This is a genomic window from Streptomyces sp. MB09-01 (assembly GCF_033794505.1).
In the GTDB taxonomy this organism is placed as follows: domain Bacteria; phylum Actinomycetota; class Actinomycetes; order Streptomycetales; family Streptomycetaceae; genus Streptomyces.
Genome location: NZ_JARAYQ010000046.1, coordinates 1 through 17,193 on the forward strand (window position 1 = coordinate 1; position 17,193 = coordinate 17,193).

Sequence of the window (17,193 nt, forward strand, 5' to 3'; positions counted from 1 at the left end):
CAGGGGCACCCCCCAAGCACCCCCCAAGCACCGCCCGAAGCCGCGCGGGTCCGGGCGCGGCTTCGGGCGGTGCTTGGGGGGTGCTTGGGGGGTGCCCCTGGGATGCCCCTGGGATGCGTCGGCCATCGGCATTCCCGGGCGCCAAGTACTTGCCAATATGGAAAGTGGTCGCCATATTGGAAAACGACCGATGAGTGTCCGGACGAGGGGGAGTCATGAACGAGGCGACGGAGGCGGCGGCCGGGGCGTTGGGCCGGGCGGCCGGAATGGAGAAGGCGGCCCGGGCGCGGAGCGGCTGGTACGCGCGCTACCTGTGCGCGTTCGCCGCCGGGCAGCTGGTGCTCGTCCCGGTGGCCGTGCTGGGGCGCGGTCCGGTCGCGGCGACGGTGATGGGGGTGATCAACGTGCTGCTCGTGAGCGGGCTCAGCGTGTACGCGGCGCGGCAGCGCGTCGTGCGCCGGGGCTTCGGCCTGAAGCACGGGGTGCTGATCGGGTCCTGGGCGACGGTCTTCGCCCTGATGGTCCTCCTCGGCACCACGGTGTTCGGCCGCAGCGTGCCCTTCGCGGCGGGGGCCGCGCTGGCGTGTGCGCTGCCGCTCGCGCTCGGCGCGTGGACCGAGATGCGGGGTGCGGCATGACGGACGGGGAGACCACGGGCGCAGCGGGGGCCTCCGCCCCGGCCGGGGCGGAGGCGAAGCGGGCCGGTCATCCGCGGCACGACCTGGCGCCGCTGCTGAACGCGCCCGTACGGCTGTCGGTGGTGGCGGCGCTGGTTCCGCTCGACAAGGCCGAGTTCGGTTTCGTACGGGACCTGGTCGAGGTCACGGACTCGGCTCTGTCCAAGCAGGTCGCGGCGCTGGAGGAGGCGGGCTGGGTGTCGGTCCGCAAGGGCCGCGTGGGGCGCCGACCGCGCACCTGGCTCTCGCTGACCCCCGAGGGCAGGACCGTGTACGAGCGCCACCTGGCCGCGCTGCGGGCGATCGTGCTGGGCTAGGCCCTGCGCGGGCCGGGCGGCGGGCTTCGCCGGTTCGGGTGGGGCCGGACTGACCGGCCGGCCAACTCAGGCAGCAGGGTTCTCGGCCCGCGGCCCGCGGCCAGACGCGCCGGGGCGGCGGGCCGAGCCACCTTGCGTTCGACGCCCTGCGGGGAGCGCCCCGACACACACCCGCCCCCAGCGGAAGCGGTGCCCGGACCGGCGTCGGGCGAAGCCGCCTCCATGGCTGCCGCGTTCGGAGCCGCCGAAAGCGCCCCGGCAGACACCCGGCCCCGGCGGAGGCGCCGGGGTGGGCGGGGCCATCTCGCGCAGCAGCCGCACCGTGATGGCCGGCGGGACGAGGGAGTCGCCGACCGCCACCCGCGGGGACCGCTTCAACCAGCATGGCCGGGCTGGCGTCCCTCAGGAGGAAGCCGGATGCTCCGCCGTGGAGCGCCGCGTGGACGTACTCGTCGAGGTCGAAGGTGGTGACGATGACGATGTGTGGTGTGTCGCTGCCGGACAGGCGCCGGGTTACTTCGAGGCCGTCCATCTTCGGCATGCGGATGTCGAGGAGGAGGACGTCGGGGCGGTGCTCGGCCACGGCGGCGAGGGCGGCCTCGCCGTGGACGACGTCGGCGACGACCTCGATGTCCGCCATGTCCTGGTCGTCCGCGATGACCGCTCTGATCGCCATGCGCCACCTGCCCCGCTCCCGCCCGCCGCTGCCGCCTCCGGTCGCCTCCCAGGGGACCGGAGGGCGGGTCGGCCCGCAACCGTACGGCGGACCGCCGGGTTGTTCGTGCGGTGCTCAAGCCGGCCTTGTGTACGGGCGGGGCGGGGCGCCTCGTCCTTCCGGCCGGTTCGCTGCGTTCGCGCCCGGCCGGAAGGACGAGGGGGTGCTACATGCTCGCCGCGGCGCTCTTGATCGCGGCGGCGAAGGTGGAGACCTCGGTGTAGACACCCGGATAGTCGGGGCGGGCGCAGCCTTCGCCCCAGCTGACTATGCCGACCTGGATCCAGGCGTTGTTGTTGTCGCGGCGGAACATCGGGCCGCCGGAGTCGCCCTGGCAGGTGTCGACGCCGCCCTGGTCGTAGCCGGCACAGATCTCCTCGGCCGGGATGAGGGAGCTGCCGTACGAGGCCTGACAGCTGGCGTCGGAGACGAAGGGGACGGTGGCCTTCATGAGGTAGCGCTGCTGGCCGCCGCCCTCGCGGGTGGCGCCCCAGCCGGCGACGGTGAAGGTGCCGTTGTCGTACTGCTTGGTCTCGGCGATCTTGAGGGTGGGCAGGTTGATGGGCTTGGCGAGCTTGATCAGGGCCCAGTCCTTGCCGCTGCCGTTGTAGCCGGGGGCGCGCAGGACCTTGGTGGACTTGACCTTGATGGCGCTGGAGCTGTTGAGGTCGACGACTCCGGCGGTGGCGGTGATGGAGGTGTTGTTGCCGGAGCCGCTCACGCAGTGGGCGGCGGTGAGGACGATCTGCTGGGTGTAGAGGGCGCCGCCGCAGCCCATGGAGAGGCGCACCATGAAGGGGAACTCGCCCTGGGCGGCGCGCGTGCCGCCGACGACGGGGGCCGTGCCGGCGGAGGCGGAGCCGGGCTGGAGGCTGACGGCCGCGAGGGCGACCGCTCCGACTGCGAGGCTGCGCTTCATGAACTGCACAAGGGTGGTCACAGTCAACACACTGCCTTTCGTGGGGGGTTGGGCCGTGCGCGTCATTGGGTGAATGACGGGTCCATGACACATCAGAGCCGCGGGCGCCATCAAGAACGCATTTTCGGCCAATCATCCGTTCGGGCGGCAGGGTTTGCGGCGAAGGGGACGCTGTGACGCAGAAGGGCGGGCCCGGAGGTCCGATCAAGCATGGATTTCCACATCTGGCGATGGTGCGGGCCTCGATCACCGCGCTCTTCCGGCGACTGTCGGCCGACGGGATCCGTGCCTACGACACGAGCTTCGCGCCCGCCGACGCCGCCTTCGACGCCACCGACGACCTGCACCTGGGCGCGCAGCGGGTGGCCTCGGCGATGGTGCGCGCGCTCCGGCTGCCCGATGCGCGCGTGGTGGTCGCCTTCCGGCCGATGGAACAGGCGGCGACCGTGGAACTGGCCGCGGGCCCCGAGTACTTCGTCGAGGTCAGCGACCGCTTCCGCACCCATCGCCGGGACCTGGCGGCGGCCCTGTCCCACGAGGTCACCCACGTCCTGCTGCACCGGCTGGACCTGCGCTTCCCCGGCACCGGGGAGAACGAGATCCTCACCGACACCGCCGCCGCCTACCTCGGGGCGGGCTGGCTGCTGCTCGACGCGTACCGCGAGGACGCGCTCACCCACCAGAAGTTCGGCTACCTCACCCCCGAGGAGTTCGGCTACGTCCTCGCCAAACGGGCCGCGCTGCTCGGCGAGGACCCCTCCACCTGGTTCACCAGCCCGCAGGCGTACGAGGCGTACGTCCGCGGGCGCGCGCTGGCCGAGCGGGACCACCGCCGGCCCCCGCTGGCGGCCGCGGGCACACTGGCGCGGCGGCGGTACGCGAAGGCGCGGCGCACCGGGCCCACCCCGGCGGGAGGACCGGCGGACCACTCGGCCGACGGACCGGCGTACCGCTTCGAACGCGCGGACCCCGGCCCCGGGTCCGGACTGCGGGTGAGCTTCCCCTGCCCGGTGTGCGGCCAGCGGCTGCGGCTGCCGGTGCGCGGGCGGCTCCGGGCCCGGTGCGGTCTGTGCCGCACCGTGCTCGACTGCGAGACCTAGCAACAGGGGGCATCCGGACGATCTTCATTCACCGGTCGGCCACGAAAAGTTTCTTACCGGCCAGTAGACATGGGGGCGGATCTCGCCAACTCTGGTCGCGTACACGTCAATTCGTGACCGAGGAGCGCCCCCCATGCGCAGCACCCGCCGCACCCGTATGTCCCGTACCGCCGCCGTCGGCGTGGCCGCAGCGGCCACCGTCATGACGCTGGTTCCGGCCACCGCCGCCCAGGCGGCCCCCGTCGGCGCCCCGGTGCCGGCCCCCGCCGCCGTCTCCGCGTCCGCCTCCGCGCCCGGCGGCAACGCGGCGATCCTCGGCATCGACTACGCCACCTGGCAGCGGGACGTGGCCGCCGTGATCGACGCGGCCCGCCCCGGCATCGAGCAGCGCATCGCCGCCTCGCCCGCCGGCGAGAAGCCGGCGCTCGTCCTCGACATCGACAACACCTCGCTGGAGACGGACTTCCACTGGTTCTGGACCTTCCCGACCCCGGCGATCGCCAAGGTCCGCGCCCTGACCCAGTACGCGCACGCCCGCGGGGTCGCCGTCTTCTTCGTCACCGCCCGCCCGGGGATCATCCAGTCCCTCACCGAGCGCAACCTCAAGGCGGTCGGCTACCCCGTCTCGGGGCTCTACGTCCGTGACCTGCCCGACCTGTTCGACGAGGTCAGCGCCTACAAGACGGAGAAGCGCGCGGAGATCGAGGCCCGCGGCTACACGATCGTCGCCAACATCGGCAACAGCCCGACCGACCTCGTCGGCGGTCACGCCGAACGCACCGTCAAGCTGCCGGACTACAACGGCAAGCTGTCCTGACCCGAGGGTTCGAGGGTCGCGGCGAGGCATTGACCGCCGCCCAGCCGAAGGCCACCGCCGGCCCGATCGTGGCGCCCGGGCCGGGGTGGGCCGCACCCGTCACCGCCGCCGAGCAGTTCCCGGAGGGCGCCCGTCACCCGGCCCGGCCGTGGCCGGCGGTGGCGGCCTGCGCGCGGGCGGTGCGGCGCGAGCCGTACGGGCCGGGGCGGACCGGGCGGACCGGGCGGGCCGGCGCCGCAGGCCTCGAGACCTGGAGCCGGCGGTCTCGGAACGGGCGAGGACAACATGTTGGGCCGGGGGCGGTTCAGCGAGTGGATGTAGCGGGTAGTCATATCCCACCGCAGGAAACGAAGACCCGGTCCCGACCCCTCGCCAGGGGGCCGGGCCCGCTTCGTTGTGGCCCCTGGGTCGTCTCTTTTGGATCTTGTCGGGTCAGAGACGGCCTACACCGGCGGCCCGACCGGTTCCACCGTGCCGGAGCAGCGGGCCCGTTCGGCGGCCAGGACGGTCAGGTGGCTGGTGAGCGACTCCTGCGGTCCGGACCTGACCAGGCCCGGGTCGCCGGTGGCGACGGCGGCGACGAAGGCGTCCATGAGGCCGGCGTCGCCGCCGCCGTGCCCGCCCGCGGCGTCCATCGGCCCGCCCCCGCCGATGGCGACCTGCTCCTCGGTGCGGGTCAGGAAGTCGTAGACCGTGATGCCGCGGCCGTCGCCCCGCAGTTCGCCGCGGGTTCCGAAGATCCGGGTGTGGCGGTCCGCCTGCTCGGTGAAGGCGGTCATGGTGAAGGTGGCCGTCGCCCCGGAGTCGAACTCCATGGCCACCACCTGGTGGTCGACGACGTCGTTGTCGCACGCGTACACGCACCGCCCGTAGGGCCCCTCCCGCAGTGCGGTCTCCAGGGCCCGCGGGGTGAACTCGTCGATCAGCACGCTCAGCGGCCAGCGGTGGCGGCCGTCGGCCAGCCGGTCGCCGTACTCGCGCACGGCGGAGTACGGGCAGTCAGGCTCGACCCCGCAGTCCAGGCAGCGGTCCGCCGCACCCGGCGGCCTGTTCTCGGGCCGGAAGTGGGAGAGCCGGCCGAAGCTGGAGACCCGTACGGGCGGGCGCCCCAGCACGTACTGGAGCCAGTCCAGGTCGTGGCAGGACTTGGCCATCAGCATGGTCGTCGCCTCGTCGGCGCGCCGCCAGTTGCCCCGTACGAACGAGTGGGCCTGGTGCCAGAAGCCGACCGGCTCCAGGTGCTGGACGCTCACGACGTCGCCGATGCGGCCGGAGTCGACGACGTCCTTGAGGGTCCGCGTGTAGGGCGTGTAGCGCAGGACGTGCCCGACGGAGAGGATGACGCCCGCCCGCTCGACGGCGTCGACGATGCGCCGGCACTCGTCCTCCGTGAGGGCCATCGGCTTCTCCAGCATGATGTGGTAGCCGAGCGCGGCGAACGCGAGGACCGGCTCCAGGTGGTCGCGGTCCAGGGTGCAGACGAGCACCGCGTCCGCGATCCGCCCGAGGGCGGCCAGCTCCCGCCAGTCGCCGAGCACGTGGTGGGCGTCGATGCCGTGGGCGGCGGCGAGCCGCTCCCGCCGGGGCGCGCGCGGTTCGGCGACCGCGACCACCCGGGCCCGCTCCGGGTGGGCCAGGGCCCATCGGGCGTAACCGCTCCCCCGGTCCCCCGCCCCGACGACGGCGAGCGTGATGGTGTCGGACATGGGCTCAGCCCCGCTTCCCGAACCGGTTGCCGCGCGCAGCAAGCGCTTTCCCGGGAGAAGCTAGCGGCCGCACGTCCCGCCCGACACCCCCCTTCACCCGTACGTGATCCGCACCGCGGGACCGCGCGGGAGGGCGCGGCCGGCCGGCGCCGGCGCCTGAGCCGGGCCCGTCACCCGCCCGCGCTGGGCGGGGCCGCGACGTTCAGCTGCCAGGAGACGCCGAAGCGGTCGTTCACCCAGCCGAACCGGTGGCTGAATCCGTACGAGCCCAGGGGCATCAGCTCCTGGCCCTGCTCGGCGAGCGCGCCGTAGAGGTGGTCGATCTCGGCCTCGTCCTCGCACTGGACGTACAGCGACACCGCGGGCGTGAAGCCGAACGCGTGCTCGGCCGGGCTGTCGATGCACATGAACTGCTGTCCGGCCAGGGAGAAGGTCGCGTGGCGCACCGTTCCCTCGGGGCCGGCTCCGGGTCCGCTCTCGTCGGGGCCGTAGCGGCTGACGGCGAGCACCTCCGCGTCGTCGAACAGCGAGACGTAGAAGCCCATGGCTTCCTCGGCCCGCCCCTCGAACATCAGAAACGTGGTGATCTTCTGCGGGGTCGGCGTGACGGCCATGGTCGGTTCGTGTCCTTTCGGCTCTTGTCCCGGACCAGGAACCTTAGCCTCCGGTCCCGCCGCCGGGACCGGAGGCGGCCCGCTACCGCGCGCCGTACACCGGCAGCGGAGCCTGCGCCGCGGCGAGGAGTTTCAGCGTGGTCTCGCCCGCCTCCGCGGGGGTCCGGCGGGAGTCGCGGTCGGCCGTGGGGCCCGGCCGCCAGCCCTCCATCACCGTGATCCGGCCGCCCTCCGCCTCGAAGACCCGGCCCGTGACCCCGGCCGAGGCGTCCGAGCCCAGCCACACCACCAGCGGGGACACGTTCTCCGGGGCCATCGCGTCGAAGCCGCCCTCCTCCGGGGCGGCCATGGTCTGCGCGAAGGTCTCCTCCGTCATCCGGGTCCGGGCCGCCGGGGCGATCGCGTTGACCTGGACCCCGTACCGGCCCATCTCCGCCGCCGCGACCATCGTGAGGCCGAGGATCCCGGCCTTGGCCGCGCTGTAGTTGCCCTGGCCGACCGAGCCCAGCAGCCCGGCCCCCGAGGAGGTGTTGACCACCCGGGCCGCCGTCTGCCGGCCGGCCTTCGCCTCCGCCCGCCACCATGCGGCCGCCGCCCGCAGCGGCAGGAAGTGCCCCTTCAGGTGGACCCGCATGACCGCGTCCCAGTCGTCCTCGTCCAGGTTGACCAGCATCCGGTCCCGCAGGAACCCCGCGTTGTTGACCAGGGTGTCGAGGCGCCCGAACGCGCCGAGCGCCGTCTCGACGAGGGAGGTCGCGCCCCGGGAGGTCGCGATGTCCCCGCCGTGCGCCACCGCCTCCCCGCCCAGCGCCTCGATCTCGGCGACGACCTGCGCCGCCGGGCCGTCCGGCCCCGGCAGCCCGTCCAGCCCCACCCCCAGGTCGTTGACGACGACCTGCGCCCCCTCGGCCGCGAAGGCCAGTGCATGGGCCCGGCCCAGCCCCCGACCAGCTCCCGTCACGACCACGACCCGGCCTTCGCACAGTCCCGCCATCTCAGCTCTCCTTGTTCACGGTTGCCGCATCCAGAAACGCCGGGCGCTCCCCGCCGCCGTGCACCAGCAGGCTCGCCCCGCTCACGTACGCCGCCCGGCCGGAGGCCAGGAACACGGCCGCCTCCCCCACGTCCGAGGGCTGCGCCAGCCGCCCGAGCGGGACGGTGGCGGCCACGGCCGCGACCCCGGCCTCGTCGCCGTAGTGCAGGTGCGTCAGCTCGGTCCGCACCATGCCCAGGACCAGCGAGTTCACGCGTACCTCGGGCGCCCATTCCACGGCCATGGACCGGGCCAGGTTCTCCAGGCCGGCCTTCGCGGCCCCGTAGGCGGCCGTCCCCGGCGAGGGCCGGGTGCCGCTGACACTGGCGATCATCACCACCGAGCCGCGGGTCTCCCGCAGCCACGGGTACGCCGTCAGGGATGCCGTCATCGGCGCCACCAGGTTCAGCTCGACGACCCGCGCGTGGCGTTCCGCCTCCCCCTCGCCCAGCAGCCGGTACGGGGTGCCGCCCGCGTTGTTGACCAGGCAGTCGAGGCGCCCGTACCGTCCGGCGACCGTGCCGAAGAAGTCGCGCACGGCGGCGGGATCGCGCAGGTCGACGGCACTGAAGGAGGCCTTGCGGCCGCCCGCCGAGACCGGTTCGTCCGGGGGCCGCCGGGCGCAGACGACGACGTCCGCGCCGGCCGCGAGGAACGACCGGGCGATCCCGGCGCCGACGCCCCGGGTTCCCCCGGTGACGACGACAACCCTCCCGTCGAGCTCCATGGGCTGCTACCTTCCTCGCCTAACAAATGTTTGGTGGAAAGGTAGCTGATCCGCTCATGGGTGTCTCCACCTCCAGCCCGGACAAGGGCATCGCACTCGTCACAGTCGACTTCCCGCCCGTCAACGCACTGCCCGTGCAGGGCTGGTACGACCTCGCCGACACCCTCCGCGCCGCCGGCCGCGACCCCGAGGTCCGCTGCGTCGTCCTCGCCGCCGAGGGCCGCGGCTTCAACGCCGGGGTCGACATCAAGGAGATGCAGCGCGACACCGGGCACACCGCCCTCATCGGCGCCAACCGGGGCTGCTACGAGGCCTTCGCCGCCGTCTACGAGTGCGAGGTACCGGTCGTCGCGGCCGTGAACGGCTTCTGCCTGGGCGGCGGCATCGGCCTCGTCGGCAACGCCGACGCGATCGTCGCCTCCGACGACGCGGCCTTCGGCCTGCCCGAGCTCGACCGGGGCGCCCTCGGCGCCGCCACCCACCTGGCCCGGCTGGTCCCGCAGCACCTGATGCGCGCGCTGTACTACACCTCGCGCACCGCCACCGCCGCCGAACTGCACGCGCACGGCTCGGTCTGGAAGGTGGTCCCGCGCGCCGAACTGCGCTCCGCCGCCCTGGAGCTGGCCGCCGAGATCGCGCGCAAGGACGGCTACCTGATCCGGCTGGCCAAGGCGGCCATCAACGGGATCGACCCCGTGGACGTGCGCCGCAGCTACCGCTTCGAGCAGGGCTTCACCTTCGAGGCCAACCTCAGCGGCGTGGCCGACCGGGTCCGCGACGCCTCCGGGAAGGGAGAGCGCACATGACCGACAAGTCCATGACCCCCGAAGATGTGGTCGGGCAGCTGCGGAGCGGGATGACCATCGGCATCGGCGGCTGGGGATCGCGTCGCAAGCCGATGGCCCTGGTGCGGGCGCTGCTCCGCTCCGAGATCACCGATCTCACCGTGATCTCGTACGGCGGCCCCGACGTCGGCCTGCTGGCCGCCGCCGGCCGCATCCGCCGACTCGTCGCCCCCTTCGCCACCCTCGACTCCATCCCGCTGGAGCCGCACTTCCGGGCCGCCCGCGAGCGCGCCGCCTTCACCCTCACCGAGCTCGACGAGGCCATGTTCATGTGGGGCCTGCACGCCGCCGCCAACCGGCTCCCCTTCCTGCCCGTCCGCGCCGGCCTCGGCTCCGACGTGATGCGGGTCAACCCGGAGCTGCGCACGGTCACCTCCCCCTACGACGACGGCGAGGAGCTCGTCGCCGTCCCCGCCCTGCGCATGGACGCCGCCCTGGTCCACCTGAACCGGGCCGACCGCCTCGGCAACGCCCAGTACCTGGGTCCGGACCCGTACTTCGACGACCTCTTCTGCGAGGCCGCCGACGCCGCCTACGTCTCCTGCGAGCAGCTCGTCGGGACCGCCGAGCTCGCCAAGGCCGGCCCTCCGCAGTCCCTGCTCGTCAGCCGCCACTCGGTCACCGGGGTCGTGGAGACCCCGAACGGTGCGCACTTCACCTCCTGCGTCCCCGACTACGACCGCGACGAGCCCTTCCAGAAGCTCTACGCGACCACCCCCTGGCCCGAGTTCGCCGAACGCTTCCTCTCCGGGGCGGGCGAGCACGACTACCAGTCCGCCGTACGGACCTGGCACGAGGAGCAGCAGCTGTGACCGCCACGCCGACCACCCCGACCGTCACCCGCGCCGAGTACTGCGTGATCGCCTGCGCCGAGGCCTGGCGCGACAACGGCGAGGTCCTCGCCAGCCCGATGGGCCTGATCCCCTCCTTCGGGGCCCGGCTCGCGAAGCGGACCTTCTCCCCCGACCTGCTCCTGACCGACGGCGAGGCCCTGCTCGTCGGCCTCGACGGCACGCCCGAGGGCTGGCTGCCGTACCGGCGCCACCTGACCATGGTCACCGGCGGCCGGCGGCACGTGATGATGGGCGCCAGCCAGATCGACCGCTTCGGCAACCAGAACATCTCCTGCATCGGCGACTGGGAGCGGCCGGCCCGCCAGCTCCTGGGGGTGCGCGGCGCCCCCGTCAACACCCTCAACAATCCGGTGAGTTACTGGATCCCCAAGCACTCCACCCGGGTGTTCGTGGAGCGCGTGGACATGGTCAGCGGGGTCGGCTACGACCGGGCCGAGGCGGCCGGGGTGACCCGCTTCCACCACCTCCCCCGGGTGGTCAGCGATCTCGGCGTCCTCGACTTCGGCGGCCCCGGCCACGCGATGCGGCTGGCGTGCGTGCACCCCGGGGTCACCGTCGAGGAGGTCCGGGCGGCCACCGGGTTCGAGCTGGCCGCCGCCGGAGAGGTCCCGTACACCCGGGAGCCGACGGCGGACGAGCTGCGGCTGATCCGCGAGGTGATCGACCCCAAGGGGCTGCGCGAGCGCGAAGTGCGGGGCTGATCCGATGGAGACGGCATTCACCGAGCTGGTCGGCGTGGAGCACCCGATCGTGCAGACCGGCATGGGCTGGGTCGCCGGCCCCCGCCTGGTGTCGGGCGCGGCGAACGCGGGGGCGCTGGGGATCCTGGCCTCGGCGACGATGACCGTGGACCAGCTGCGGTCGGCGGTCCGTGAGGTCAGGTCCCGCGTCCCGGACGGGACTCCCTTCGGGGTCAATCTGCGCGCGGACGCCGGGGACGCGGCGGAACGCGCCCAGCTGATCATCGACGAGGGGGTACGAGTCGCCTCCTTCGCGCTCACGCCCTCCGAGGAGCTGATCGGGCGGCTCAAGGAGGCGGGCGTGGTCGTCATCCCGTCGATCGGGGCCCGGCGGCACGCCGAGAAGGTCGCGGCCTGGGGCGCCGACGCGGTGATCGTGCAGGGCGGCGAGGGCGGCGGGCACACCGGGGACGTGGCCACGACGGTGCTGCTGCCCCAGGTGGTGGACGCCGTGGACATCCCGGTGGTCGCGGCGGGCGGCTTCAGCGACGGGCGCGGCCTGGTCGCGGCCCTGTCGTACGGGGCCGCGGGCATCGCCATGGGCACCCGTTTCCTGCTGACCTCGGACTCCACCGTCCCGGACGCCGTGAAGGCCGAGTACCTGAAGGCCACCGTCAAGGACGTCACGGTCACCACCGCGGTGGACGGGCTGCCGCACCGGATGCTGCGCACCGCGCTGGTCGACTCCCTGGAGCGGGCGGGCCGCACCCGGGCTCTGGCCCGGGCGGTCCGGCACGCGGCCGGCTTCCGGAAGCTGTCCGGTCTGAGCTGGCCTCAGATGGTCCGCGACGGCCTCGCGATGAAACACGGCAAGGACCTGGCCTGGAGCCAGGTCCTGCTCGCCGCGAACACCCCGATGCTCCTCAAGGCGTCCATGGTCGAGGGCCGTACGGACCTCGGCGTCATGGCATCGGGCCAGGTCGCGGGGGTGATCGACGATCTCCCGTCCTGCGCGGAGCTCGTCTCCCGCGTCATGGCCGAGGCACAACAGGCACTCGAAGCACTGCACTCGCTCCGCACCCTGCCACCACCAGGGTGATCCCCCTTCTCCGTCACAGGAGTCGCCTCCATGAGCCGTGCCCGCATCCGCCTGGCGACCGCGGCGGCCGCCGCCGCCCTCGCCATCGGAACCCTGCCCGCCTCCGCGTACGCGGCGGCGGCGCCCGGAGCCGGGGTCAGCGCCCGGCACCACCAGTCCCACCAGCAGACAGAACCGATCCGTCAGATCCCCCTCCAGGGCGCCGTCAACGTCCGTGACCTCGGCGGCTACCGCACCTGGACCGGCGGCACGGTCCGCCAGGGGCTCGTCTACCGCTCCGACGCACTGAGCAAGCTGACCGACGCCGACGTCACCACCGTCTCCGGTCTCGGCCTCACGAAGGTCGTCGATTTCCGCATCCCCATGGAGCTCCAGTACGACGGCGCCGACCGGCTGCCGCCCGGGCTCACCCCCACCTCGCGCCCGGTCAGCGACCTCGGCCTCTACGGAACCCTCGTCGGCGCGATCGCCAGCGGCGACCCCGTCACACAGGAGCAGATGCTCGGCGGCGGCCGCGCCGAGGCCTACATGCGCGACATCTACCGGACCTTCGTGACCAGCCCCGAGAACCGGGCGCAGTTCGCGGCGACCCTGCGGGAGATCGCGGACGGCTCCCAGGGGCCGATCCTCTACCACTGCACGTCCGGCAAGGACCGGACCGGCTGGACGAGCTACGTCCTGCTGCGCGCGCTGGCCGTCCCCGAGGACACCGCCGAGCGCGACTACCTGGAGTCGAACACCTTCCGCGCCGCCTACGACGCCCGGCTGCGGGCGGGCCTCAAGCAGTCGGGGCGCATGCAGAACCCCGACCTGCTGATCCCGCTCCAGGAGGTCCGCCAGGACTACCTGGACGCGGCGACGACGCAGATGGAGGCCGACTACGGCAGCTTCTACGGCTACCTGACGCAGGGCCTGGGCCTGGACCTGCGGACGCTGGCGAAGCTCCAGAAGAAGATGGTCCGCTAGCGGAAACGACTGCGCCGGGCAGTGCGTGTCGCACTGCCCGGCGCGGAGTCCGTACGGTCAGACCGCGCGGCGGCGGCCCTGTCCCGCGGAGCCGACCCTGCTGCGCGCGGACGCCGCGGCCGCACCACCGGTGGCGCCGCCACCGGTGCGCCGGCCGCGCTCGCCGGAGCCGGTGGCCCCGCCGCCGCCCTGGCCGCCGCGGCGGGCCTGGCCCGACCCGGAGGCCGCCGGGGCCTGCCCGGAAGCGCCGCCACCGGAACGGTGGCCGCGGCCGCCGGCCGCCGGGGCGCCGCCCGTGGCGGAGCCGGTGCGCGGCCCGCCCGACCGGCGGCGCGAGCCGGAGCCCGAACCGGATCCGGATCCGTTGCGCGGCTTCGGCGCGGTCGGCTGCGGCACGTCCAGCACCACCGGGATGCCCGAGGGCTCCTTGGCGCCGGTCAGCCGGGACAGCTCCGCGTCGGAGGACTTGATCTGCGCGGTGCGCGGGGAGATCCCGGCGTCCGACATCAGCCGGGTCATGTCCCGCTTCTGGTCGGGCAGCACCAGGGTGACCACGCTGCCGGACTCGCCGGCGCGGGCGGTACGGCCGCCGCGGTGCAGGTAGTCCTTGTGGTCGGTGGGCGGGTCCACGTTCACGACGAGGTCGAGGTCGTCGATGTGGATGCCGCGCGCCGCGACGTTCGTCGCCACCAGTGCGGTGACCTCGCCCGTCTTGAACCAGTCCAGGGTGCGGTTGCGCTGCGGCTGGGAGCGGCCGCCGTGCAGGCCGGAGGCGCGGACGCCGTCCGCGAGGAGCTTCTTGACCATACGGTCGACCCCGCGCTTGGTGTCGACGAACATGATCACCCGGCCGTCGCGAGCGGCTATACGCGTGGCCACGGCCTTCTTGTCGGTCTCGTCCATGACGTAGAGGACGTGGTGCTCCATCGTGCTGACCGCGCCGGCGGACGGGTCGACGGAGAAGGCGACCGGGTCGTGCAGGAACATCTTGACGAGCTTGTCGATGTTCTTGTCCAGCGTCGCCGAGAAGAGCATGGTCTGGCCGTCGGCCCGGACCTGCTTGAGCAGCGCGGTGACCTGCGGCATGAAGCCCATGTCGGTCATCTGGTCGGCCTCGTCGAGGACGGTGATGCCCACCTGCGAGAGGTCGGCGTCACCGCGGTCGATGAGGTCCTTGAGACGGCCGGGGGTGGCGACGAGCACCTCGGCGCCGCGGCGCAGGGCGCCGGACTGCCGGTTGATCGACATGCCGCCGACGACGGTCGCGATGCGCAGGTTGACGGCCGTGGCGTACGGGGCCAGGGCGTCGGTGACCTGCTGCGCGAGCTCGCGGGTCGGTACGAGGACCAGGGCGAGCGGCTGCTTCGGCTGCGAGCGGTGGCCGGCGGTACGGGCCAGCAGCGCCAGGCCGAAGGCCAGCGTCTTGCCGGATCCGGTGCGGCCGCGGCCGAGCAGGTCACGGCCGGCGAGCGAGTTCGGCAGCGTCGCGGCCTGGATCGGGAACGGCTCGGTGACGCCCTGGGCTGCGAGGGTCTTCAGCAGCGCCTCGGGCATGTCCATGTCCTCGAACGCGGCGACCGGCGGGAGCGCCGGGGTCAGCGGTTCGGGCATGGTGAATTCTTGGGGCCTGGCAACGGGGGCGGACTTCTGCCGTCCCGCACCAGCCTTCGGACGTCCCTGGGCCGCGCCTCGGCCCCGGGTGGGGCGGCGGCTGGGTCGTGCGGAGCTGGAGCTGGTCATGCGGAAATGCCCTCCTGAAACCGGCAGGTACAACAAGGTCGAAACAGCAGACAAGCCGGGGCCCGCACCTTCACGGTGCGGACCCCGGCAAGCTGACGTACTTAGTTGGCGGGGAGGATGTTCTCCGCCTGGGGGCCCTTCTGGCCCTGGGTGACGTCGAAGGACACGCGCTGGCCCTCCTGGAGCTCACGGAAGCCCTGGGTGGCGATGTTCGAGTAGTGGGCGAAGACGTCCGGGCCGCCACCGTCCTGCTCGATGAAGCCGAAGCCCTTTTCCGAGTTGAACCACTTCACGGTGCCAAGTGCCATTTTGAATCTCCTGAATAGGCGGCAAAGGGCCCCATCCGGAGATTCCGGCAAAACAATAAAAGCGCCTGAGGAACATTCCCGTCAGGCGCACATAAAGTTCATGGGTACCACAACTGCAACGAGCTCTAAGCTAGCACACCTCCGTGCGTGGATGTGCCCGCAGGCGTGTGACCTGCGTCGTCCGTGTGAAAACTCCCGTCGGGGCCCCGGTCGCCGGGGGTGTCGGGGGCCCCGCCGGACCGGGCTACAGCCGCTCGATGATCGTCACGTTGGCCTGGCCGCCGCCCTCGCACATGGTCTGGAGGCCGTAGCGGCCCCCGGTGCGTTCCAGCTCGTGCAGGAGCGTGGTCATGAGCTTCACGCCCGTCGCGCCCAGCGGGTGGCCCAGGGCGATCGCGCCGCCGTTGGCGTTGACCCGCTCCGGGTCGGCCCCGGTCTCCTTGAGCCAGGCCAGCACCACCGGGGCGAAGGCCTCGTTGATCTCCACCAGGTCGATGTCGGCCAGCGTCATGCCGGTCTTCTTCAGCGCGTGCGCCGTCGCCGGGATCGGCGCGGACAGCATGCGGATCGGGTCCTCGCCCCGGACCGAGAGGTGGTGGATGCGGGCCCGCGGCCGCAGGCCGTGTTCCCGTACGGCCCGCTCGGAGGCGATCAGCAGGGCCGCCGCGCCGTCCGAGACCTGCGAGGAGACGGCTGCGGTGATGGTGCCGCCCTCGACGACGGGCTCGAGGGCCGCCATCTTCTCCAGCGTGGTGTCCCGGCGCGGGCCCTCGTCCACCGCCACGTCCCCGTACGCCACCGTCTCGCGGGTGAAGCGCCCCTCGTCGATCGCCCGCAGGGCCCGCTGGTGGGAGCGGAGGGCGAACTCCTCCATGTCCCGCCGGGTGATGCCCCACTTCTCCGCGATCAGCTGGGCGCCGTGGAACTGGTTGACCGGGGCGTCCCCGTACCGCGCCCGCCAGCCCGCCGATCCCGCGTACGGACCCTCGGTGAGGCCCAGCGGCTCGGCCGCCTGCCGCGAGGCGAAGGCGATCGGGATCATCGACATGTTCTGGGTGCCGCCCGCGACGACCAGGTCCTGGGTCCCGGAGAGCACTCCCTGCGCCGCGAAGTGCACGGCCTGCTGCGAGGACCCGCACTGGCGGTCGACGGTGACCCCGGGCACCTCCTCCGGGAGGCCCGCCGCCAGCCAGGCCGTCCGCGCGATGTCGCCCGCCTGCGGTCCCACCGTGTCGAGGCAGCCGAACACCACGTCCTCCACGGCGGCTGGGTCCACCCCGGACCGCTCGACCAGCGCCTTCAGGACGTGCGCGCCCAGGTCGGCCGGGTGGACGGCGGACAGCCCGCCCTTGCGCCGCCCCACGGGGGTGCGTACCGCATCGACTAGGTAGGCCTCGGGCATCGGGACTCCTCGGATCGGATCTGTCACGCGGGGCGTAGGGCGATCCCGTCCAGCACCATCGACAGGTACTGGCGGGCGATCTCCTCGGGGCTGTGCTGTCCGCCCGGCCGGTACCAGGACGCCGCCACCCACACCGTGTCGCGCACGAAGCGGTAGGTGAGGCGGACGTCGAGGTCGGCGCGGAAGACCTTGGCGGCGACCCCCCGCTCCAGCGTCCCCAGCCAGGCCTTCTCGAACTTCTGCTGCGAGTCGGACAGGTAGTGGAAGCGGGGCTGCGCGGAGAGGGTGCGGGACTCCTTCTGGTAGATCGCGACGGCGGCGCGGTGCCGGTCGATCTCCCGGAAGGACTCGGTGACGAGGGCCTCGATGGTCTCCCTGGGGCCGAGGCCCGCGGCGAGGACGGTGTCGTACCCCTGCCACAGTTCGGTGAGGAAGGCCGAGAGGATCTCGTCGAGCATCGATTCCTTGGAATCGAAGTGGTAGTAGAGGCTGCCGGCGAGCATGCCGGCGGCGTCGGCGATCTTGCGGACGGTGGTGGCGTTGTACCCCTGCGCGGCGAAGACCTCGGCGGCGGTGTCGAGGAGTTCGCGGCGCCGCTCGGGTGAGGCCGTCACCTGCGGCTTCTTCTTGGGCGTCGGCTGGTTCGGCTGGTTCGTTGGCACGCGTCCATTCTC

Annotated in this window: 18 protein-coding genes and 1 pseudogene; 9 read left to right on the plus strand and 10 right to left on the minus strand. The window is 72.9% G+C overall.

The window, feature by feature from the left end; all coding sequences use genetic code 11:
- Window positions 1-215: 215 nt before the first annotated feature.
- Together PV721_RS12770 and PV721_RS12775 are read left to right on the plus strand one after the other, a co-directional pair.
- The gene (locus tag PV721_RS12770) at window positions 216-638 is read left to right on the plus strand and encodes a hypothetical protein (RefSeq protein WP_319723442.1); all 423 of its coding nucleotides are present in this window, start codon (window positions 216-218) and stop codon (window positions 636-638) included.
- The gene (locus PV721_RS12775; protein WP_319723444.1) at window positions 635-994 is read left to right on the plus strand and encodes a transcriptional regulator; all 360 of its coding nucleotides are present in this window, start codon (window positions 635-637) and stop codon (window positions 992-994) included. Before PV721_RS12770 ends, PV721_RS12775 begins: the two co-directional genes overlap by 4 nt.
- A 282-nt stretch (window positions 995-1,276) precedes the next feature.
- Here PV721_RS12775 and PV721_RS12780 read toward each other — a convergent pair.
- Both PV721_RS12780 and PV721_RS12785 read right to left on the minus strand, forming a co-directional pair.
- Window positions 1,277-1,670 (minus strand): annotated as a pseudogene (locus PV721_RS12780) (response regulator transcription factor); the annotation flags it as partial.
- Between the two features lie 205 nt (window positions 1,671-1,875).
- Window positions 1,876-2,628, minus strand: a complete 753-nt coding sequence (locus PV721_RS12785) for a S1 family peptidase (RefSeq protein ID WP_416371085.1) — start codon at window positions 2,626-2,628, stop codon at window positions 1,876-1,878.
- Window positions 2,629-2,858: 230 nt separating this feature from the next.
- On the opposite strand from PV721_RS12785, the gene PV721_RS12790 reads away from it, so the two are divergent.
- Together PV721_RS12790 and PV721_RS12795 are read left to right on the plus strand one after the other, a co-directional pair.
- Complete coding sequence (locus PV721_RS12790; protein ID WP_319723448.1) at window positions 2,859-3,728, plus strand: hypothetical protein; 870 nt, start codon at window positions 2,859-2,861, stop codon at window positions 3,726-3,728.
- Between the two features lie 133 nt (window positions 3,729-3,861).
- Window positions 3,862-4,545, plus strand: coding sequence for an HAD family acid phosphatase (locus PV721_RS12795; RefSeq protein WP_319723450.1), 684 nt, complete (start codon window positions 3,862-3,864; stop codon window positions 4,543-4,545).
- Between the two features lie 443 nt (window positions 4,546-4,988).
- On the opposite strand, the gene PV721_RS12800 is transcribed toward PV721_RS12795, so the two are convergent.
- The 4 genes from PV721_RS12800 to PV721_RS12815 form a co-directional block, all read right to left on the minus strand.
- Window positions 4,989-6,251: a Gfo/Idh/MocA family oxidoreductase gene (locus PV721_RS12800; RefSeq protein WP_319723452.1), complete on the minus strand. Its 1,263-nt coding sequence runs from the start codon at window positions 6,249-6,251 to the stop codon at window positions 4,989-4,991.
- Window positions 6,252-6,421: 170 nt separating this feature from the next.
- The gene (locus PV721_RS12805; protein ID WP_319723454.1) at window positions 6,422-6,865 is read right to left on the minus strand and encodes a VOC family protein; all 444 of its coding nucleotides are present in this window, start codon (window positions 6,863-6,865) and stop codon (window positions 6,422-6,424) included.
- 82 nt (window positions 6,866-6,947) lie between these two features.
- Window positions 6,948-7,859, minus strand: a complete 912-nt coding sequence (locus PV721_RS12810) for an SDR family oxidoreductase (protein ID WP_319723456.1) — start codon at window positions 7,857-7,859, stop codon at window positions 6,948-6,950.
- 1 nt (window position 7,860) lies between these two features.
- Window positions 7,861-8,625, minus strand: coding sequence for an SDR family oxidoreductase (locus tag PV721_RS12815; protein ID WP_319723457.1), 765 nt, complete (start codon window positions 8,623-8,625; stop codon window positions 7,861-7,863).
- Window positions 8,626-8,681: 56 nt separating this feature from the next.
- Here PV721_RS12815 and PV721_RS12820 point away from each other — a divergent pair, with 56 nt between their 5' ends.
- From PV721_RS12820 to PV721_RS12840, 5 genes are read left to right on the plus strand one after another with little or no spacing between them, the layout of a single operon-like run.
- Window positions 8,682-9,431 carry an enoyl-CoA hydratase family protein gene (locus tag PV721_RS12820; RefSeq protein ID WP_319723459.1) on the plus strand — a complete coding sequence of 250 codons (750 nt, stop codon included), beginning with the start codon at window positions 8,682-8,684 and terminating at the stop codon, window positions 9,429-9,431.
- Complete coding sequence (locus tag PV721_RS12825) at window positions 9,428-10,282, plus strand: CoA transferase subunit A (RefSeq protein WP_319723461.1); 855 nt, start codon at window positions 9,428-9,430, stop codon at window positions 10,280-10,282. The genes PV721_RS12820 and PV721_RS12825 overlap by 4 nt, the downstream gene beginning before the upstream one ends.
- Window positions 10,279-11,025 (plus strand): CoA-transferase subunit beta, encoded by a 747-nt coding sequence (locus PV721_RS12830; RefSeq protein WP_319723463.1) that lies wholly within the window; start codon window positions 10,279-10,281, stop codon window positions 11,023-11,025. The genes PV721_RS12825 and PV721_RS12830 overlap by 4 nt, the downstream gene beginning before the upstream one ends.
- A gap of 4 nt (window positions 11,026-11,029) precedes the next feature.
- On the plus strand, window positions 11,030-12,103 hold the full coding sequence (locus tag PV721_RS12835; RefSeq protein WP_319723465.1) for an NAD(P)H-dependent flavin oxidoreductase: 1,074 nt from the start codon (window positions 11,030-11,032) through the stop codon (window positions 12,101-12,103).
- A 30-nt stretch (window positions 12,104-12,133) separates the two neighbouring features.
- Window positions 12,134-13,069, plus strand: coding sequence for a tyrosine-protein phosphatase (locus tag PV721_RS12840; RefSeq protein ID WP_319723467.1), 936 nt, complete (start codon window positions 12,134-12,136; stop codon window positions 13,067-13,069).
- Window positions 13,070-13,126: 57 nt separating this feature from the next.
- Here PV721_RS12840 and PV721_RS12845 read toward each other — a convergent pair whose 3' ends face one another.
- From PV721_RS12845 to PV721_RS12860, 4 genes are all read right to left on the minus strand, one after another.
- Window positions 13,127-14,809, minus strand: a complete 1,683-nt coding sequence (locus tag PV721_RS12845; RefSeq protein WP_319723469.1) for a DEAD/DEAH box helicase — start codon at window positions 14,807-14,809, stop codon at window positions 13,127-13,129.
- A 101-nt stretch (window positions 14,810-14,910) separates the two neighbouring features.
- A complete protein-coding gene (locus tag PV721_RS12850; RefSeq protein ID WP_030707191.1) occupies window positions 14,911-15,117 on the minus strand; it encodes a cold-shock protein in 207 nt (68 codons plus the stop codon).
- Window positions 15,118-15,361: 244 nt separating this feature from the next.
- A complete protein-coding gene (locus PV721_RS12855) occupies window positions 15,362-16,519 on the minus strand; it encodes an acetyl-CoA C-acetyltransferase (RefSeq protein WP_319723473.1) in 1,158 nt (385 codons plus the stop codon).
- A gap of 23 nt (window positions 16,520-16,542) precedes the next feature.
- Complete coding sequence (locus PV721_RS12860; protein WP_319723475.1) at window positions 16,543-17,181, minus strand: TetR/AcrR family transcriptional regulator; 639 nt, start codon at window positions 17,179-17,181, stop codon at window positions 16,543-16,545.
- Window positions 17,182-17,193: the final 12 nt, after the last annotated feature.